We start from the raw sequence: 15,556 nt of genomic DNA on the forward strand, positions 1-15,556 counted from the left end.
GCGGGCTCCTTAGCTTCGGGGCAGGCGCAGGCCGCGGGTGGCGATGACGTTGCGCTGGATCTCGGACGCGCCGCCGAGGAAGGTGGCGGCGACCGCGTCCCGGGTCATGTGGGTGAACGCGGCGTTCAGGGGGGCGCCGTCGCGTGCCCACAGCGTCCCGGCCCGGCCGAACGCCTTGGCGCCCGTGCGGGCCAGCCGCTGGTGCAGCTCGGCGCCGAACAGCTGGTTGACGGACGCCTCGTACCCCGGCTCGGTGCCCTCGGGGCCCGCGGCCTGGACCGAGACCGTGTACCGGGCCAGGTTGTACAGGACGCGGATCTCGGCGTACCGGCGGGCGATCTCACGCCGGTACGAGGCGCCGCGGTCGGCCCGCACGAGCCCCCGCCCCTCCGCCGACCGCAGGTAGCCGACCAGGTCGAGCAGGGCCTGCTCGTACTTGATGGTGGCGCCGATCCCGGCCCGCTCGAAGCCGAGCGCGCTCATCGCCACGTACCAGCCGCGGTTCTCGGCGCCGACCCGGCACGACACCGGCACCCGCACGCCCTCGAAGAACACCTCGCAGAACGGCGCGGCGCCGCGCAGATCGGTGATCGGCCGTACCGTCACGCCCGGCAGCGACGTGTCGACCAGCAGGAACGTGATGCCGCGGTGCCTGGGCTCGGCGTCGGGATCGGTGCGGACGAGCACGAACAGCCAGTCCGCGTACTGCCCGAGCGAGGTCCACACCTTCTGCCCGTCGACCACGTACGCGTCGCCGTCGCGGACGGCGCGGGTGCGCAGCGAGGCGAGGTCGGACCCGGCGCCGGGCTCCGAGAAGCCCTGCGCCCACGTCGTCTCGCCGCGCGCGATCGGCGGCAGGTGCGCCGCCTTCTGCTCGTCCGTGCCGTGCACGAGCAGCGTCGGGCCGAGCAGGAACGCGCCGATGCCGTTCACCGTCGGCACGCGGGCCCGCATCAGCTCCTCGTGCAGGATGAACTCCTCCAGCGCCGACAGCCCGGCGCCGCCGTACTCGGCCGGCCAGTGCGGCGCGATCCAGCCGCGCTCGGCCAGCGCGGCCGCCCAGGCGCGCGCCCCGTCCCGGCGGTCCGGGTCGTCGCCGACGCGGTCGGCGGGCCAGTTGTAGCCGCGCACGTCCTCGGGCTCCAGGCTCTGCTCGCCGTCCAGGTCGGGCCGGTACGACGCGGGGAAGCGGTCGCGGACGAACGCGCGGACCTCGTCCCGGAACGCCGCCTGCTCCGGGGTGTCGTCCCAGTTCACGCCGTCCCCTCCCGTTCCCAGGTGAGGGGCGGTTCGGGTGCCCGCGGAGCCTCCCGGTCCCAGGTGCCCGGGGTGAGACCGTTCTCGCCCTCGGCGCGCAGCCGGTACTTGGCGACCTTGTCGGTGGGGGTGCGGGGGAGCGCCTCGACGAACTCGACGTACCGCGGCACCATCGAGCGCGGCAGCCGCTCCTCGCAGAACGCGACCAGCTCCTCGGGATCGAGCCCGGCGCCCGGCCGCACGACGACGCTGACCTTGATGTCCTCGTCCTCCAGTTCGGACGGGACGCCGATCGCCGCCGACTCCAGCACCGAGGGATGCATGTTGATCTCGCACTCCAGGTCGAACGCCGAGATGTTCTCGCCGCGGCGCCGGATGGCGTCCTTCATCCGGTCGAGGAAGTAGAAGTAGCCGTCGTCGTCCTGCCATACCCGATCTCCGGTGTGAAACCACATGTTCCGGAAGCAGCGGGTCGTGGCCTCCCAATCTCCGTAATAGCCCGTCGTCAGGACGAACGGCTGCTTCGGCCGCAGCACCAGCTCGCCCGGCTCCCCGACCGGCACCTCGCGGTCGTGCTCGTCCACGACGGCCACGTGGAAGCGCTCCTCGTGCGCCGTGCCGCACGAGCCCGTACGCCACTCGCCGTACGGGCTGCCGGTCGCGATGCCCGCCTCGGTGCTGGTGTACGTCTCCACCGAGCGCACCCCGAAGCGCTCGCGCAGCGGCTCGTCCAGGCTCGACTTGCCCATGTAGAACGTCTGCATCGGGTGGTCGCGGTCGCGCGGCGAGGGCGGCTGGGCGAGCAGGATCGGGATCATCGAGAACACGCTCATCGTCACCTGCGCGTCGAACCGGCGCACGTCGTCCCAGAACCGGGACGCGCTGAACCGCTCGACGATCGCGATCGACCCGCCGCCCAGCAGCGCCGACAGCATCCCGTCCCACAGCGCCGCCGCGTGGAACAGCGGCAGCGGGCAGTAGATCGTCTTGCCCCACCGGTCGAGGAAGTCCAGCGAGTCGTACGCGCACGTCAGCGCGAGCGCGTGCGGGACCATCGCGCCCTTGGAGGGGCCCGTCGTCCCGGAGGTGTACATGATCGCCTGGAGGTCGGCGAACCCGACGTCCGCCTCGACCGGGTCGGCGCCGTGCGCCATCAGCGCCGACATGTCGAGGGCGGGCCGGCCGAGCGCGAGCATCGGCACGCCGGCCGCCGCTCCCTCGCGGACGAGGACGAGCCCGAGGTCGGGGAGCCGGTCCGCGATGGCGGGGATCCGCTCGGCGTACGGGCCGTCCACGACGAGGAAGCGGGACCTGGAGCTGAACAGCACGTGCCGCAGCAGCTCGCTCTTGTACGCGATGTTGATCGGCACGGCCACGGCGCCGAGCCGGGCCAGCGCGAACACCAGGTGCACGAGGTCGGCGCAGTTGGGGAGCATGACGCCGACGTGGTCGCCGCGGCCGACGCCGAGCGCGGCCAGCCCGCGCGCCATCCGGTCGGCGGTCGCGTCCACCTCGCCGTAGGTGACCTCGCCGTCCCGGAACTTGAGGAAGGGGTCCGTCCGGTGTGCTCGGGCCTGGGACCGGAGGACGTCCCCGATGACCAGGCTTTCCAGCGTTCGTTCGCCGATCCGTCTGTCTTCTCCCACCCGAGGCATCGAACCTCCGCTGCCGCACGGGGCGGCCTGAAAACTGGACATTGACCTAAATATCCGAACATGAAAGAAGAAAAGCGGCAATAGTGATGAAAGGGATTAAAAGGGTTACCTGAGGGTTGCATGGGGCTCGCGCGCACCCGCGTGGTCAGGGGTCGCCCTGGGACGCCCCTAGGGCCGCCGAGTACGGCCGCTACGCCTCGGTCGCCGACCTGCTCCGCCAGATCGGCCACGACGAGCGCGTGCACAAGCAGGACAGCCTCGTGCACATCAGGGCGCCGCGCTTCCACCAGGCGCCGTGACAACGGAAAGAGCCCCGGAACGCGCGGTTCGCGCTCCGGGGCTCCGGCCGTCGCGGGGTTCTGCTCTGGTGGGAACAGATCACCCCTCTCCGCTGCCTGGTACGGCGATCGGGTCGAGTTCGTGGTCAGGGTCGCGGTGGCCCGGCGGTGACTCCGGCTTCGGGCGGTCCGCTGCGGGACCCTGGCGAGGGCCCGGGGGAGCCTCGTTCTGCGGCGATTCCACCGGCGAATTCGGCGTGGGGGAATCGGCATCGGAATTCGCGTTCTTCGGTGCCGGTCGCGCCTGCTGTTCGGCCGGCGGGTGCTGCTGGTCCTGCTGGTCCTGCTTGGTTATCTCGTCCAGCCGCTGCGCGAGCCGCGGGATCGAATCGGGCCACTTCCTCACTTCCGGGGCGCCCGGCCGTACCGCCCCGGCGAACTGTCTTTTCCGATAGCCCGAGAGCTTGTTGATCCGCACTCGCGAACCGCTGTTGGGCGCGTGGATGAACCGGTTCTTCGCGATGTACATCCCGACATGGGCGCGGCCGCGGAAGAAGATCAGGTCGCCCGGCCGCATCGAACTCCAGCCCACCTTGCGGCGCACCTTGCCGTACTGCGAGTAGGTCACCCGCGGGAGCTTCACGCCCGCCTGCCGCCATGCCTTCTGCACCAGCCCGGAGCAGTCGTAGGCGCTCGGCCCGGTGGCCCCCCAGCGGTACGGCTTGCCGATCTGCGCGCGGGCGAACCGGATCGCGGTCCTCGCGCGCTCCCGCTGCCTGGCGATCCTGCGCTGGTACTTGTTGTAGGCGCGCACCTGCTTCATCGAGGCGGGGTCGATCCGGAGCCGCTGCGCCGACGACGGCTCCGGCCGCGGCTCCTGCGCCCCCGGCGCCTCGGGCGCCTGCGGTGCCGGCTCCGCGGCGGTGGCGGCCTCGGCGCCCGCCGGAATGGTCACTAACATTGTCGCGGCGAGCAGGCACCCGGCGGCCTGCGGCGCCATCCGGCCGGTCCGCCTGGTGCGGCCCGGTGCGTTCGCATCCCGCTTCTGATGCTGGATGCCCATAGCAAACCCCTCCGATGTCGACGAGTGATCGTTTCGTTTGCCGAGGGAACGACTACCCGCCCGCATCGCCGCGTTATTCGGGACACCCGCAGTCTTTAGGTGATCATGGTGCGGCCGTGGAAACGCCGTGCGCGCCGATTGACCGTCGCGCCGCTAAGAGCCGAACAAGAACGTCATTGTCCGCGAAATGGGCAGAGTTCACATTGTTCATGAAAACGGGGTCCGGCGGCGACTCCGCCGGACTCTCTCCGGTGAACGGTTTTCGCCCCGCGTGGCGATTCGGCGATCACGCCCCGCCTCCCTCTGTTTGATGTTCGTGAAACATCGAACGAAGTACCATGGGTCCATGAAGCGGGCGCGGCATCCGGAACCGGAGGAGATGGCTCTCATCGGGGTGATGGGGGCCCTCAGCGACCCGATCAGGGTCGGGCTGCTCCGGGTGCTGTCCGACGGCCGCGAACGGGGCTGGGGCGAGCTGCGCGCCCCCGTCGCCAAGTCGACGCTGAGCCACCACCTGCGCGTCCTGCGCGACGCGGGCATCACCCGTACCCGCCAGGAGGGCACCCGCTGCTACGTCGAGCTCCGCCGCCGCGAACTCGACGCCCGCTTCCCCGGCCTGCTCGACGCCGTGCTGAACGCCGCCGCCGCCGAGGACGTCGGCGACCAGGTCGGCCTCACCGCCTGACGCGACCGCCGTCCCCGCCGGGCGTCCTGAACCGGGTCAGCTGGCGCGGGTGTGGTAGACGGCCTCGATCGGCGTGACCTGGAGGCGGGGGGACGCCTGCTCGAAGTGGCCGGTCCGCGGCTCCGGCACGGACGTGATCAGCGGCGCCCGGTCCCGGCCGTACAGGAAGGCGCCGAGCCCGGTCAGCAGGCGGTGGACGTCCTGCGGCGGCCGCACGACGAGCCGCAGGAACCGGCTCGAACTGCCCAGCTTGTTGCCGCACTCGCGGACGAAGAGGCCGTGCTCGGACAGCAGGTAGTCGCGCAGCCGCACGCCGTCCCGGTCGTTCGGCAGCTTGATCAGGATGAAGTTGCCCTGCGACGGGAACACCTTCAGTCCCGGCAGCGACGACAGCTGCTGGAGCATCGACCGCCGGTCGAGCGCGAGCCTGGCCAGGCTCGCCTGGTACTCGGCGCGGTGCTCCCTCAGCAGGAACACCACGATCTCGGCGAACGAGTTCAGGTTCCACTTCGGCAGCGCCTTGCGGACCATGCCGGCCAGCGCCGGATTCGCCACGAGGTACCCGAACCGGATGCCGTGCAGCCCGAAGTTCTTGCCCAGGCTCTTCAGCACGATCACGTTCGGCCGGATCGACGCCTCCTCCGCGACGCTCGTCACCTGCTCGGCGTCCACGAAGTCGATGAACGACTCGTCGACCACCACCAGGTCCAGGTCGACGAGCCGGTCCATCATCCGGACGACCTCCTGGCGCGGCACGTACCCGCCGTCCGGGTTGTTCGGGTTGCAGATGACCGCGACCCGCGACCGGCGCTCCCGGACGAACCCGATGAACGCCTCCGGGTCGAACGCGAAGTCGCGGCTCTCCGGCAGCGGGAACATGTCGACCCGCTTGCCCGTCTCCAGCGGCTGGTCCGTCCAGCGGCCGAACGTCGGGATCGGCGTCGCCAGGCTCTCCCGGACCAGCAGGTGGTCGATCCACGTGATGAGCTCGGTGGACCCGTTCCCCATCGCCACCGTCTGCGGGTTGAGGCCGAGCGTCGTGCACAGCTCCGCGGTGATCGTGTCCGCGCTGCTCGGGTAGTACTTGAGGATCGTCTCCATCGTCTCCCGGAGCCGCCCGAACATCTCCGGTGTCGGGAAGTACGGGTTGCACGGGATGCAGAAGTCGATGAGGTCCGCCTGCCGGCCGCCGTCGGCGCGGGCGAGAGCGAAGTACGACGGACTGTGCGCGTTCTGCCGCAGCAGCGCATCGATGGATCCGGCCACCTCGACCTCCTGGAAATGGGCACCGCCGGGATATACGAGCCCGCGCCCGCCCGGGTTCAGCGCACCGCCCGACCGCCCCGCGCGAGGCGCCCGGGGTCAGGCGGTGGATCTCGGGGTGTGGTCGCCGATCGTGCGGGCGACGATCTCGGCGGTCACCCGGAGCGGGGCCGTGTCGTGGGAGGTGCGGCTCAGGATCAGGGCGCCCTCGAACGCCGACAGTACGTAGATCGCCAGGTCCTCGGCCGGCTCGACGCCCGCTGACGCGAAGTGGCGGGCGGTGGCGGTGCGCCAGGAGGCGAACACCTCCGCGCAGGCGTGCCGCAGCGGCTCGCTGGTGGTGGCGGCCTCCAGCGCGACGGTCGCGATCGGGCAGCCGTCGGCCCACCCCGACTTCTCCAGGGCGTCGACGCTCAGCTGGAAGAAGGCCCGTACGGACCCGGCCGCGTCGTTCCCTTCGCGGCCGTACACCAGGTCGAACAGGCGCAGGTAGCGGCCGCCCGAGTGGGCGATGGTCTCGGCGCCCAGCTGCTCCTTGCCGCCGGGGAAGAAGTGGTAGAGCGAGCCCCACGGCGCCCCGGCCTCGGCCGTGACCTGCTTCAGGCCGGTCGCCGCGTACCCCTGCTCGCGGAAAAGCTGGGCGGCGGCCTCCAGCAGCCGCGCCCGAGTGTCGGATCCCATCCGGGTACCTTAGCCCTTGCACTCACTAGATCGATCTATCTAGTATCCGCGGCATGATCCGTACCGAGCGCCGTGGCGCAGTCCAGCTGATCACCCTCGACCGTCCCGAACGCCGCAACGCCGTGGACGGCCCCATGGCCGAGGCCCTCGCCGAGGCGGTCGGCGCGGCCGAGCGGGACGGCGACGTCCGCGCCGTCGTCCTGGCGGGCGCCGGCGGAACGTTCTGCGCCGGCAACGACCTCAAGGCCATGGCCGCGGGCGACTTCCCCGTGCCCACCGTGGACGGGCCGCCGCCCATGCGGGTGACCCGCACGCCCCCGGCCAAGCCCGTCATCGCCGCGATCGAGGGCTACTGCTTCGGCGGCGGCTTCGAGCTGGCTCTCTGGGCCGACCTGCGGGTGGCGTCCACGACGGCCGAGTTCGGCACCCTCAACCTCGGGCAGGGCCTTCCCTGCCTGGACGCGGCCACCGTCCGGCTGCCGCGCCTGGTCGGCCAGGGAAGGGCGCTCGACATCCTGCTGACCGCCCGCCGCGTCCCCGCGGAGGAGGCCCACCCCTGGGGCCTCGTCACCCGCCTGGCCGAGGCCGGCCGGGCCGCCGAGGAGGCGCTGGCCCTGGCCGAGGCCGTGGCGGCCCTGCCGCCGGGGGCGTTGGAGGCCGCCCGGCAGTCCGTGCTGGAGCAGTGGTCGCTTCCGGAGGGCGAGGCCGTCCGGAACGAGGCGCGCCTGGCCCTCCAGCCTTAGGGGCCGCGGTAGGCGTGACGTCACCGCCGCGGGCCGTGTGACCGCACCCTGATCGCCGCCGAGCGTACGTGAGCCATTGATGGGCGCTGGACAATAGTGTGTGGCGCACACTATGGTGTGACGCGTGACCTCAGAAGAGCTGATCCTCAGCCAGGCGCAGGAGTTGCGGCGCGGCACCGTCGTGCTGGCCTGCCTGGCGCTGCTGGAGGAGCCGCAGTACGGCTACGCCCTCCTGGAGACGCTGAACGAGGCCGGAATCACCGTCGACGGCAACACCCTCTACCCGCTGCTGCGCCGGCTCGAGAAGCAGGGGCTGCTCGGGAGCGAGTGGAACACCGACGAGTCCCGGCCGCGGAAGTTCTACCGGGTGAGCACGCAGGGGGCACAGGTACGCGCCGGCCTCATGCGCGAGTGGCAGGACCTGGTCGCGTCGATCGCGCGGCTGACCAAGGAGAGTTGATGAACACGCTGACCGAACGCTACGTGCATGAGGTCGTCCGGCGAGTCCCGGCCGACCAGCGGGACGACATCGCCGACGAGCTGCGCACGACGATCGCCGACACCGTCGAGGCGCGGGACGAGGCGGACCCGGCCGCGGCCGAGCGCGCGGTGCTGACCGAGATGGGCGACCCGATCCGGCTCGCCGCCCGGTACGCGGACCGGCCGCTGGCGCTGATCGGCTCGGAGTTCTACCCGACGTACATCCGCTTGCTCAGGCTCCTGCTGGTGACGGTGCTGCCGGTCGTGACGGCCGTGGTGGTGGCGCTGGACGTGCTGGACGACAACGACATCGGCTCGGCGATCGGCACCGGCATCGGCACGGTGCTCACCGTCGGCGCCCAGATGATCGCCTGGTTGACCGTGGTGTTCGCGCTGATCGACCGGTCCCGGGGGCGCGCCGGGGTGGCCGAGACCACGAAGTGGACGCCCGACGACCTGCCCGACACGCCCCGTACCGCCGACAAGCGGGTGGTCGGCGCCCTCGCGTCGGCGGTGTGGAACCTCGCGCTGATCGGCCTGATCGTCTGGCAGCGCACCGCCGAGCCGTACCGGGACGGCGGCGAGCGGATGCAGGTGCTGGACCCCGACCTGTGGGCGGGCTGGATCTGGCCGATCCTCGCGGGCCTGGCCGGCGTCGTGGTGCTCGAACTGGTCCGCGCCGGCAAGGGCCGCTGGACGGTGCCGCTGGCCGTCCCGTACGCCCTGGCCGAGATCGTGTTCGCGCTGCCGCTGGTCTGGGTCCTCCACCAGCAGATGCTCTTCAACCCGGACTTCCTCGCGTCCGTCAACGGCGACGACTGGACGATCCCGGACTCCTTCTACACGATCACGATCCTGGTCGTCCTCGCCATCAGCGCCGGCGAGATCGTCAAGCGCTTCCGCGAGGCCCGCGCCTGACCGGCCCCCCAGGCAAGGCCCCGGCCCCGGCCGGGGCCTTCGCCATATGGCCGTTGCTCACAGAGCGAAGAACAGTGATGAACGGACTGTGATCAAGAAAGCTCGTCGGTAATTTAAGGGTATCCTTGAATCTGAAAGGGACGACTTCCTTGGCCTGGACCGTGAAAGTGACAGAGGAGTACGCCGCATGGTTCCGCAGCCTGATCAAGGAGGATCTCGGCTCCGCGTCCCAAGTGGCCCAGGCGGTGGCGGCGCTTCGCGAGGATGGCCCGACGCTGGGGCGGCCGCTCGTCGACCGGCTGCGAGGCAGTGTCCTGCACCATTTCGTTGGTACCGCGTCAACATTCCGCTGGCGGAGCGGCTGTACTCGGAGTACACGACCGAGGGGGAGGACTGACATGGCCAAGAGAACCCCGCAGGACTGGGAATCCCTGGAGCGCGAACTGTACGCGGCCGGGGTGTCCCCCTCGGAGGTCAGGGACGGGGCGCGAAGACTGCTCGCCGAGAGCAGGGGGCGCCGCCTTGCTCAGTCCCGCAAGCACGCCGGGCTGGGACAGAAGGACGTTGCCGCGGCCATGGGGGTGAGCATTGCGCGTGTCTCGCAGATCGAGCACGGTGAGGTCACGTCGATCGAGGTGATCGCGCGGTACGTGGAGGCGCTCGGCGGCACGTTGGGCCTGGTCGCCGATTTCGGTGATCACATCGTGCGGCTCCCGGTCAGCGAGCCGCCGTCGGCGGCGTGATGCGGCAGCGGTGAACGGCTCCGGCCGCGGCTTTCGGGCTCAGGCGGGTTCCAGGGTGTAGGGGTCGGGGGCGGCGGGGAGGGTGACGGTCACGGCCAGGCCGCCGTCGGGGCGGGGGCGGGCGGTGACCTCGCCGCCGTGGGCGCGGGCGACCGAGCGGACGATCGACAGGCCGAGCCCGGCGCCCTTGGCGGTGATGACGCGGTCGGGGCCCAGCCGGCGGAACGGCTCGAAGAGCGACGGCACCTCGTACGGGGCGACCGGCGGGCCGGAGTTGGCGACGTGGATCTCGACGAGGCCGCCGCGGGTGCGGCTGGTGACGTCGACCCAGCCGCCCTCGCCGGTGTTGTGGCGGATGCCGTTCTCGACCAGGTTCTGGACGAGGCGCTCCAGGAGCATCGCGTCGCCCGTGGTCGGGGCCTCGCCGGCGGTGGCGCGGACGGCGACGCCGGCGCGGCCCGCCTCCAGGGAGGTCTGCGCGGCGACGTGGCCGACGATGTCGGCGAGGTCGACCGGGGCCGGGTCGGTGATCTCGGTCTCCGAGCCGGCGAGGAGGAGCAGGCCGGTGATGAGCCGCTCGTGCCGGAGGTTGATCTGCAGGAGGTTCTCGCCGAGCTGCCGGACGTCGGGGGACGCCGAGGGCCGGTGCATCGCCATCTCGACCAGGGCGCGGCCGACGGTGAGGGGCGTGCGCAGCTCGTGGGAGGCGTTGGCGACGAAGCGGCGCTGCCCGTCGAACGAGCGGTCGAGCCGTTCCAGCATCGCGTCGAACGTGTCGGCGAGCTCCTTCACCTCGTCGTGCGGGCCGGCGAGGGCGATGCGCTCGTGCAGGCCGCGGTCGGCGGCGGGCGCGGCGGCGATCCGGCGGGCGGTGTCGGTGACGCGGTGCAGCGGCGCGAGCATCTGGCCCGCGATCAGCCAGCCCAGCCCGGTCGCGGCGCCGCCGACGACGACGAGCGCGATGCCGCCCTGGGTGATCAGCGAGGTGGCGGCGGCCTCCCGGATCCGCCGGTTCTGGTCCCGCAGCAGCTCCTCGGCCTGCTTGCCGGTCAGGACGTCGCCCTGGTCGTTCACGGCGATCGCCCGGTCGGTGGGGGACGGGCCCGGCGACGCGGTCGCGGCGGGCGGCGGGCCGAGGGTGCGGGCCAGCACCTTGACTCCGCCGCGGCCGATCTGCTGGCTGAACAGCGCGTACGTGACGCCCAGCAGGACGATCCCGGCGAGCATGAACAGCACCGCGTACGTCAGGGTGAGCCGGGCGCGCAGCGGCATCCGGTGCGGCAGGAGCTTCTTCGAGAGCAGCGTCCTCATGAGATGCGGTACCCCACTCCGGTGACGGTCTCGACGACAGGCGGGTCGCCGAGCTTGCGGCGCAGCTTCAGGATGGTGAGCCGGACGGCGCCGGTGAACGGGTCGGCGTGCTCGTCCCACGCCTTCTCCAGGAGCTGCTCGGCGGACACCACGGCGCCGTCGGCGCGCAGCAGCTCGGTCAGCACGGCGAACTGCTGTTTCGGCAGGGGGACGTAGCGGCCGTCGCGGAACACCTCGCGGCGGGCCGGGTCGAGCGTGATGCCGGCCCGGCGCAGCACGGGCGGAGCGGCCGGGCGGCTGCGGCGGCCGAGGGCGAGGACGCGGGCGGCCAGCTCGGGGAACGCGAACGGCTTGGTCAGGTAGTCGTCGGCGCCGAGCCCGAGGCCGTCCACCCGGTCGGTGATCTCGGCGGCGGCGGTGAGCATCAGGATCCGCGCGGGCAGCCCGGCCGCGGCGATCCCGCGGCAGACCTCGTCGCCGTGCACGACGGGCAGGTCGCGGTCCAGGACGACGACGTCGTAGTCGTTGACCGCGAGGCGCTCCTGCGCCGCGCCGCCGTCGTAGGCGACGTCCACGGCGTGCGCCTCCGCGCGCAGCCATTCGGCGATCGCGTCGGCGAGCAGCGGCTCGTCCTCCACCACCAGTACTCGCATCCGTTCCTCCTCCTCCGGGACGGCCCCAGCGTGCCGGATCGCGTGTTTCCTCACCGTTAGGCGGAGGCGGCGGGACGGGGGAAACAGGGGGGAAACAGGGGAGCGGATTGCATCGGTCCCCGTCGGGCCGGAACGGATCCGGCCCGCACGAGGAGAGACGGGACAGGTGACGAAGACGATGCGACTGCGTACCCGAGGCGCGCTGGCGGCGTTCCCGCTGGTGATGGCGCTCGCTCTGACGGGCTGCGGCGGGGATGAGAAGGACAGCGGCGTCGCCACCGTGAGCGGCGGCAAGCAGACCCAGGCCGCCGGCGGCGACGGGCTGACCGCGGACCAGCGGAACGTGAAGTTCGCCGAGTGCATGCGCAAGAACGGCGTCGACATGGAGGACCCCAAGCCGGGCGAGGGGCCCCGGATCATGGTGACCGGCGGGCCGAAGCAGGGCGAGGTGATGGAGAAGGCCCAGCAGGCGTGCAAGCAGTACGCGCCGCAGCAGAACGCCGGTCCGGGCGGGGACAAGCAGGCCGAGGAGCGCGGCCGGAAGTTCGCCGAGTGCATGCGCAAGAACGGCGTGGAGAACTTCCCGGACCCGGAGCCGGGCCAGCGCGGCATCAAGATCACCGGTGAGGTCGGCAAGGACCCGGACCTCCAGACGGCCCAGCAGAAGTGCCAGGACCTGCTCGGCGGCCCCGGCGGCGGACCGGGCGGCGGCGGGCGGAAGTGACCGCCGTGGAAGAGGGGACCGAGCAGCGGACGGAGGAGCCCGCTCCCCAGGAGGAGCGGGTCGCCCGCCGCAGAAGGCGCTCCCGCCGCCGGTGGGCGCTCGGCACGGCCGCGCTGGTCGCGGCCGGCGGCGTCGCGGTCGCCGCGACGCTCGGGCTGGGCGGCGGCTCGGACGGGAACTCGGCGGCGAGCACGCTGCCGCCGAACACCACCAAGGTGACCAAGCAGACGCTCAAGGACACCCAGGACGCCGACGGGGAGCTCGGGTACGGCCCGTCCTCGTCGGCGACCAGCCGGCAGAAGGGCACGGTCACCGCGCTGCCCGAGAGCGGCGCGACCGTGTCGCGGGGCCGCGCGATGTACGAGGTCGACAACGACCCGGTGACGCTGATGTACGGCACCCAGCCTGCGTACCGCCCCATGGAGATCGGTACCGAGGGCAGGGACGTGAAGCAGCTGGAGGAGAACCTCAGCGCGCTCGGTTACACGGGGTTCACGGTGGACGACGAGTTCACGTACGACACGTACGAGGCCGTGCTGGAGTGGCAGGACGACCGCGGGCTGAAGGAGACCGGGAGGGTCGAGCTGGGCAGCGTGGTGTTCGAGCCCGGCGCGATCCGCGTGGACGGCCTGGAGATCGGCAAGGGCGAGCCGATCTCGCCCGGCAAGAAGCTGTACTCCTACACCGGCACCGACCGGGCCGTCACCGTGGAGCTGGAGACCTCCGACCAGCGGCTCGCCAAGGAGGGCGCGACGGTCGACGTCACGCTGCCGGGGGAGGAGACCGTCCAGGGCAAGATCGACGAGGTCTCGACGAAGATCGTTCCGGCGAGCCAGGGCCAGGAGGCGTCGACCACGATCGAGGTCGTCATCTGGATGACCGGCGACAAGGCCCGCAAGGCCGTCGAGAAGCTGTCGTCGGCCGCGGTGGACGTCTCGTTCACCGCGGAGACCCGCGCCGACGTGCTGACCGTGCCCGTCACCGCGCTGCTGGCGCTCCAGGAGGGCGGCTTCGGCGTGGAGGTCGTGAACGGCACCACGACGTCGTACGTCCCGGTCGAGACCGGCCTGTTCGCGGGCGGCCGGGTGGAGATCTCCGGGCAGGGGATCGCCGAGGGCACGGTCGTGGGGGTACCGAAGTGATCTCCCTGCGGGACGTGACGAAGGTGTACTCCGGCGGGGTCACCGCGCTCGGCGGGGTGTCGCTGGACATCGCGGCCGGCGAGCTGGTCGCGATCGTGGGGCCGTCCGGGTCCGGCAAGTCGACGATGCTGAACGTGCTCGGCACGCTGGACCGGCCCACCTCGGGCACGGTGCACGTGGACGGGTACGACGTCGGCGCGCTGCCGGACGCCCGGCTGTCGGCGCTGCGGGCGTCCCGGATCGGCTTCGTCTTCCAGCACTTCCATCTCGCGGCGGGGACCGCGGCGCTCGACAACGTCGCCGACGGGCTCCTGTACTCGGGGCACCGGCCGGCCGAGCGCCGCCGCCGCGCCGCGCGGGCGCTGGAACGGGTCGGGCTCGGCCACCGGATGGAGCACGAGCCGCACGAGCTGTCCGGCGGCGAGAAGCAGCGGGTGGCGATCGCCCGCGCGGTGGCGGGGGAGCCGCCGCTGCTCCTGGCCGACGAGCCGACCGGCGCGCTGGACTCGGTGTCGGGCGCCGGGGTGATGGAGCTGCTGCGGGAGCTGAACGCCGGCGGCACCACCGTGGTGATCATCACCCATGACCGGGAGATCGCCGCCGCGCTGCCCCGGCAGGTGCGGATGCGGGACGGCCTGACGGTGGACGACTCCGCGCGGCCCGCGGCCGTCGTGGAGGTGGGGTGATGGTGAGTCTGGCGGGACGCGCGAACGGATCGGGTGCGAAGGCGTCCCATGCCCGCGATGTCGGTGAGCTGCGCCCTGCCCGGATGAGCCCGCGGGACGTGCTCAGGGTCGGCGCGGTCGGCCTGCGGACGCGGCCGATGCGGGCGTTCCTGTCGGCGCTGGGCATCGCGATCGGCATCGCGGCGATGGTCGCCGTGGTGGGCATCTCCTCGTCCTCGCGCGCCGATCTGGACCGTACGCTCGCCGCGCTGGGCACCAACCTGCTCACGGTCGCGCCCGGGTCGACGCTGACGGGTGAGGAGGCGCAGCTCCCGCTGGGCGCCGAGGCGATGGTGGACCGGATCGCGCCGGTCACCTCGGTGTCGGCGGTCGGGCTGATCGACGACGCCAAGGTCTACCGCAACGACAGGATCCCCGAGGCGGAGACGGGCGGGATCGCCGCGTACGCCGCGCGCACCAGCCTGCGGGACGCGGTCGGCGCCGAGCTGGCCCACGGCAGCTGGCTGACCGAGGCGACCGGCCGGTTCCCCACGACGGTGCTGGGCGCCGCGGCGGCGGAGCGGCTCGGCATCGGGCGTACCGGGGCGCAGGTGTACATCGGCGGCAAGTGGTTCACCGTCATCGGCATCCTGAAGCCGGCACCGCTGGCGCCGGACCTGGACACCGCGGCGCTGGTCGGCTGGCCGGCCGCGCAGTCCGAGCTGGCGTTCGACGGCCATGCCACCACGATCTTCACCCGGTCCGCGGAGACCGCCGTGGAGGACGTCCGCTCCGTCCTGGGCCCGACCGCGAACCCGGAGGCGCCCAACGAGGTCGAGGTGTCGCGGCCGTCGGACGCGCTCGCGGCCCAGCAGGCGGCGGGCGAGGCGTTCACCGGCCTGCTGCTCGGCCTCGGCGCGGTGGCGCTGCTGGTCGGCGGGGTCGGGGTGGCCAACACGATGGTCATCTCGGTGCTGGAGCGGCGCGCGGAGATCGGGCTGCGGCGCTCGCTCGGCGCGACCCGGGGGCAGATCAGGACGCAGTTCCTGGCCGAGTCCCTGCTGCTGTCCGCCCTCGGGGGCGCGGGCGGTGCGTTCATCGGGACGCTGGTCACGTTCGGGTACGCCTTCACGCAGGAATGGCCGACGATCGTGCCGCCGTGGGCGGTCCTGGGCGGGATCGGCGCGACGCTGGCCATCGGCGCGCTCGCGGGCCTCTACCCGGCCGTCCGCGCGTCCCGCCTCTCGCCCACGGAGGCGCTGGCCGCCACCTGACCGGTGGGGGCGGGCCCGCCC

At 72.3% G+C, this 15,556-nt stretch carries 17 protein-coding genes; 10 read left to right on the plus strand and 7 right to left on the minus strand.

Annotated features, from left to right (window positions below; translation table 11 throughout):
- Positions 1–9 precede the first annotated feature (9 nt).
- Both ACA361_RS36420 and ACA361_RS36425 read right to left on the minus strand, forming a co-directional pair.
- The gene (locus tag ACA361_RS36420) at positions 10–1,257 is read right to left on the minus strand and encodes an acyl-CoA dehydrogenase family protein (RefSeq protein WP_375019656.1); all 1,248 of its coding nucleotides are present in this window, start codon (positions 1,255–1,257) and stop codon (positions 10–12) included.
- A complete protein-coding gene (locus ACA361_RS36425) occupies positions 1,254–2,903 on the minus strand; it encodes an AMP-binding protein (protein WP_375019657.1) in 1,650 nt (549 codons plus the stop codon). Before ACA361_RS36425 ends, ACA361_RS36420 begins: the two co-directional genes overlap by 4 nt.
- 125 nt (positions 2,904–3,028) lie before the next feature.
- Between ACA361_RS36425 and ACA361_RS36430 the strand changes: the two genes are divergently transcribed.
- Entirely contained in the window at positions 3,029–3,211 is a 183-nt protein-coding gene (locus tag ACA361_RS36430) for a hypothetical protein (protein WP_375019658.1), read from the plus strand.
- Between the two features lie 79 nt (positions 3,212–3,290).
- Here the strand turns inward: ACA361_RS36430 and ACA361_RS36435 are convergent, their stop codons facing one another.
- Positions 3,291–4,253, minus strand: a complete 963-nt coding sequence (locus ACA361_RS36435; RefSeq protein ID WP_375019659.1) for a C40 family peptidase — start codon at positions 4,251–4,253, stop codon at positions 3,291–3,293.
- Between the two features lie 346 nt (positions 4,254–4,599).
- Between ACA361_RS36435 and ACA361_RS36440 the strand changes: the two genes are divergently transcribed.
- On the plus strand, positions 4,600–4,938 hold the full coding sequence (locus tag ACA361_RS36440; protein ID WP_375019660.1) for an ArsR/SmtB family transcription factor: 339 nt from the start codon (positions 4,600–4,602) through the stop codon (positions 4,936–4,938).
- A 36-nt stretch (positions 4,939–4,974) separates the two neighbouring features.
- On the opposite strand, the gene ACA361_RS36445 is transcribed toward ACA361_RS36440, so the two are convergent.
- Together ACA361_RS36445 and ACA361_RS36450 are read right to left on the minus strand one after the other, a co-directional pair.
- Complete coding sequence (locus ACA361_RS36445) at positions 4,975–6,204, minus strand: pyridoxal phosphate-dependent aminotransferase (RefSeq protein ID WP_375019661.1); 1,230 nt, start codon at positions 6,202–6,204, stop codon at positions 4,975–4,977.
- Positions 6,205–6,300: 96 nt separating this feature from the next.
- A complete protein-coding gene (locus tag ACA361_RS36450; protein ID WP_375019662.1) occupies positions 6,301–6,882 on the minus strand; it encodes a TetR/AcrR family transcriptional regulator in 582 nt (193 codons plus the stop codon).
- Positions 6,883–6,935: 53 nt separating this feature from the next.
- On the opposite strand from ACA361_RS36450, the gene ACA361_RS36455 reads away from it, so the two are divergent.
- The 4 genes from ACA361_RS36455 (at position 6,936) to ACA361_RS36470 (ending at position 9,766) form a co-directional block, all read left to right on the plus strand.
- Positions 6,936–7,625 (plus strand): enoyl-CoA hydratase-related protein, encoded by a 690-nt coding sequence (locus tag ACA361_RS36455; RefSeq protein ID WP_375019663.1) that lies wholly within the window; start codon positions 6,936–6,938, stop codon positions 7,623–7,625.
- Between the two features lie 124 nt (positions 7,626–7,749).
- The gene (locus ACA361_RS36460; protein WP_375019664.1) at positions 7,750–8,085 is read left to right on the plus strand and encodes a PadR family transcriptional regulator; all 336 of its coding nucleotides are present in this window, start codon (positions 7,750–7,752) and stop codon (positions 8,083–8,085) included.
- Positions 8,085–9,023 (plus strand): permease prefix domain 1-containing protein, encoded by a 939-nt coding sequence (locus ACA361_RS36465; RefSeq protein WP_375019665.1) that lies wholly within the window; start codon positions 8,085–8,087, stop codon positions 9,021–9,023. Before ACA361_RS36460 ends, ACA361_RS36465 begins: the two co-directional genes overlap by 1 nt.
- A gap of 398 nt (positions 9,024–9,421) precedes the next feature.
- Complete coding sequence (locus ACA361_RS36470; RefSeq protein ID WP_375019666.1) at positions 9,422–9,766, plus strand: helix-turn-helix domain-containing protein; 345 nt, start codon at positions 9,422–9,424, stop codon at positions 9,764–9,766.
- Positions 9,767–9,805: 39 nt separating this feature from the next.
- Here the strand turns inward: ACA361_RS36470 and ACA361_RS36475 are convergent, their stop codons facing one another.
- Both ACA361_RS36475 and ACA361_RS36480 read right to left on the minus strand, forming a co-directional pair.
- Positions 9,806–11,077: a sensor histidine kinase gene (locus tag ACA361_RS36475; RefSeq protein WP_375019667.1), complete on the minus strand. Its 1,272-nt coding sequence runs from the start codon at positions 11,075–11,077 to the stop codon at positions 9,806–9,808.
- Positions 11,074–11,730, minus strand: a complete 657-nt coding sequence (locus ACA361_RS36480; protein ID WP_375019668.1) for a response regulator transcription factor — start codon at positions 11,728–11,730, stop codon at positions 11,074–11,076. The genes ACA361_RS36475 and ACA361_RS36480 overlap by 4 nt, the downstream gene beginning before the upstream one ends.
- Positions 11,731–11,908: 178 nt before the next feature.
- On the opposite strand from ACA361_RS36480, the gene ACA361_RS36485 reads away from it, so the two are divergent.
- From ACA361_RS36485 to ACA361_RS36500, 4 genes are all read left to right on the plus strand, one after another.
- Entirely contained in the window at positions 11,909–12,454 is a 546-nt protein-coding gene (locus ACA361_RS36485; protein ID WP_375019669.1) for a hypothetical protein, read from the plus strand.
- A gap of 5 nt (positions 12,455–12,459) precedes the next feature.
- Entirely contained in the window at positions 12,460–13,596 is a 1,137-nt protein-coding gene (locus tag ACA361_RS36490) for a peptidoglycan-binding protein (protein WP_375019670.1), read from the plus strand.
- 14 nt (positions 13,597–13,610) lie between these two features.
- A complete protein-coding gene (locus tag ACA361_RS36495; protein ID WP_375019671.1) occupies positions 13,611–14,282 on the plus strand; it encodes an ABC transporter ATP-binding protein in 672 nt (223 codons plus the stop codon).
- An 83-nt stretch (positions 14,283–14,365) separates the two neighbouring features.
- Positions 14,366–15,535: an ABC transporter permease gene (locus tag ACA361_RS36500; protein WP_375019672.1), complete on the plus strand. Its 1,170-nt coding sequence runs from the start codon at positions 14,366–14,368 to the stop codon at positions 15,533–15,535.
- Positions 15,536–15,556 lie beyond the last annotated feature (21 nt).

The sequence above is a fragment of the Actinomadura sp. 21ATH genome, from assembly GCF_041951345.1.
Taxonomy (GTDB): domain Bacteria; phylum Actinomycetota; class Actinomycetes; order Streptosporangiales; family Streptosporangiaceae; genus Spirillospora.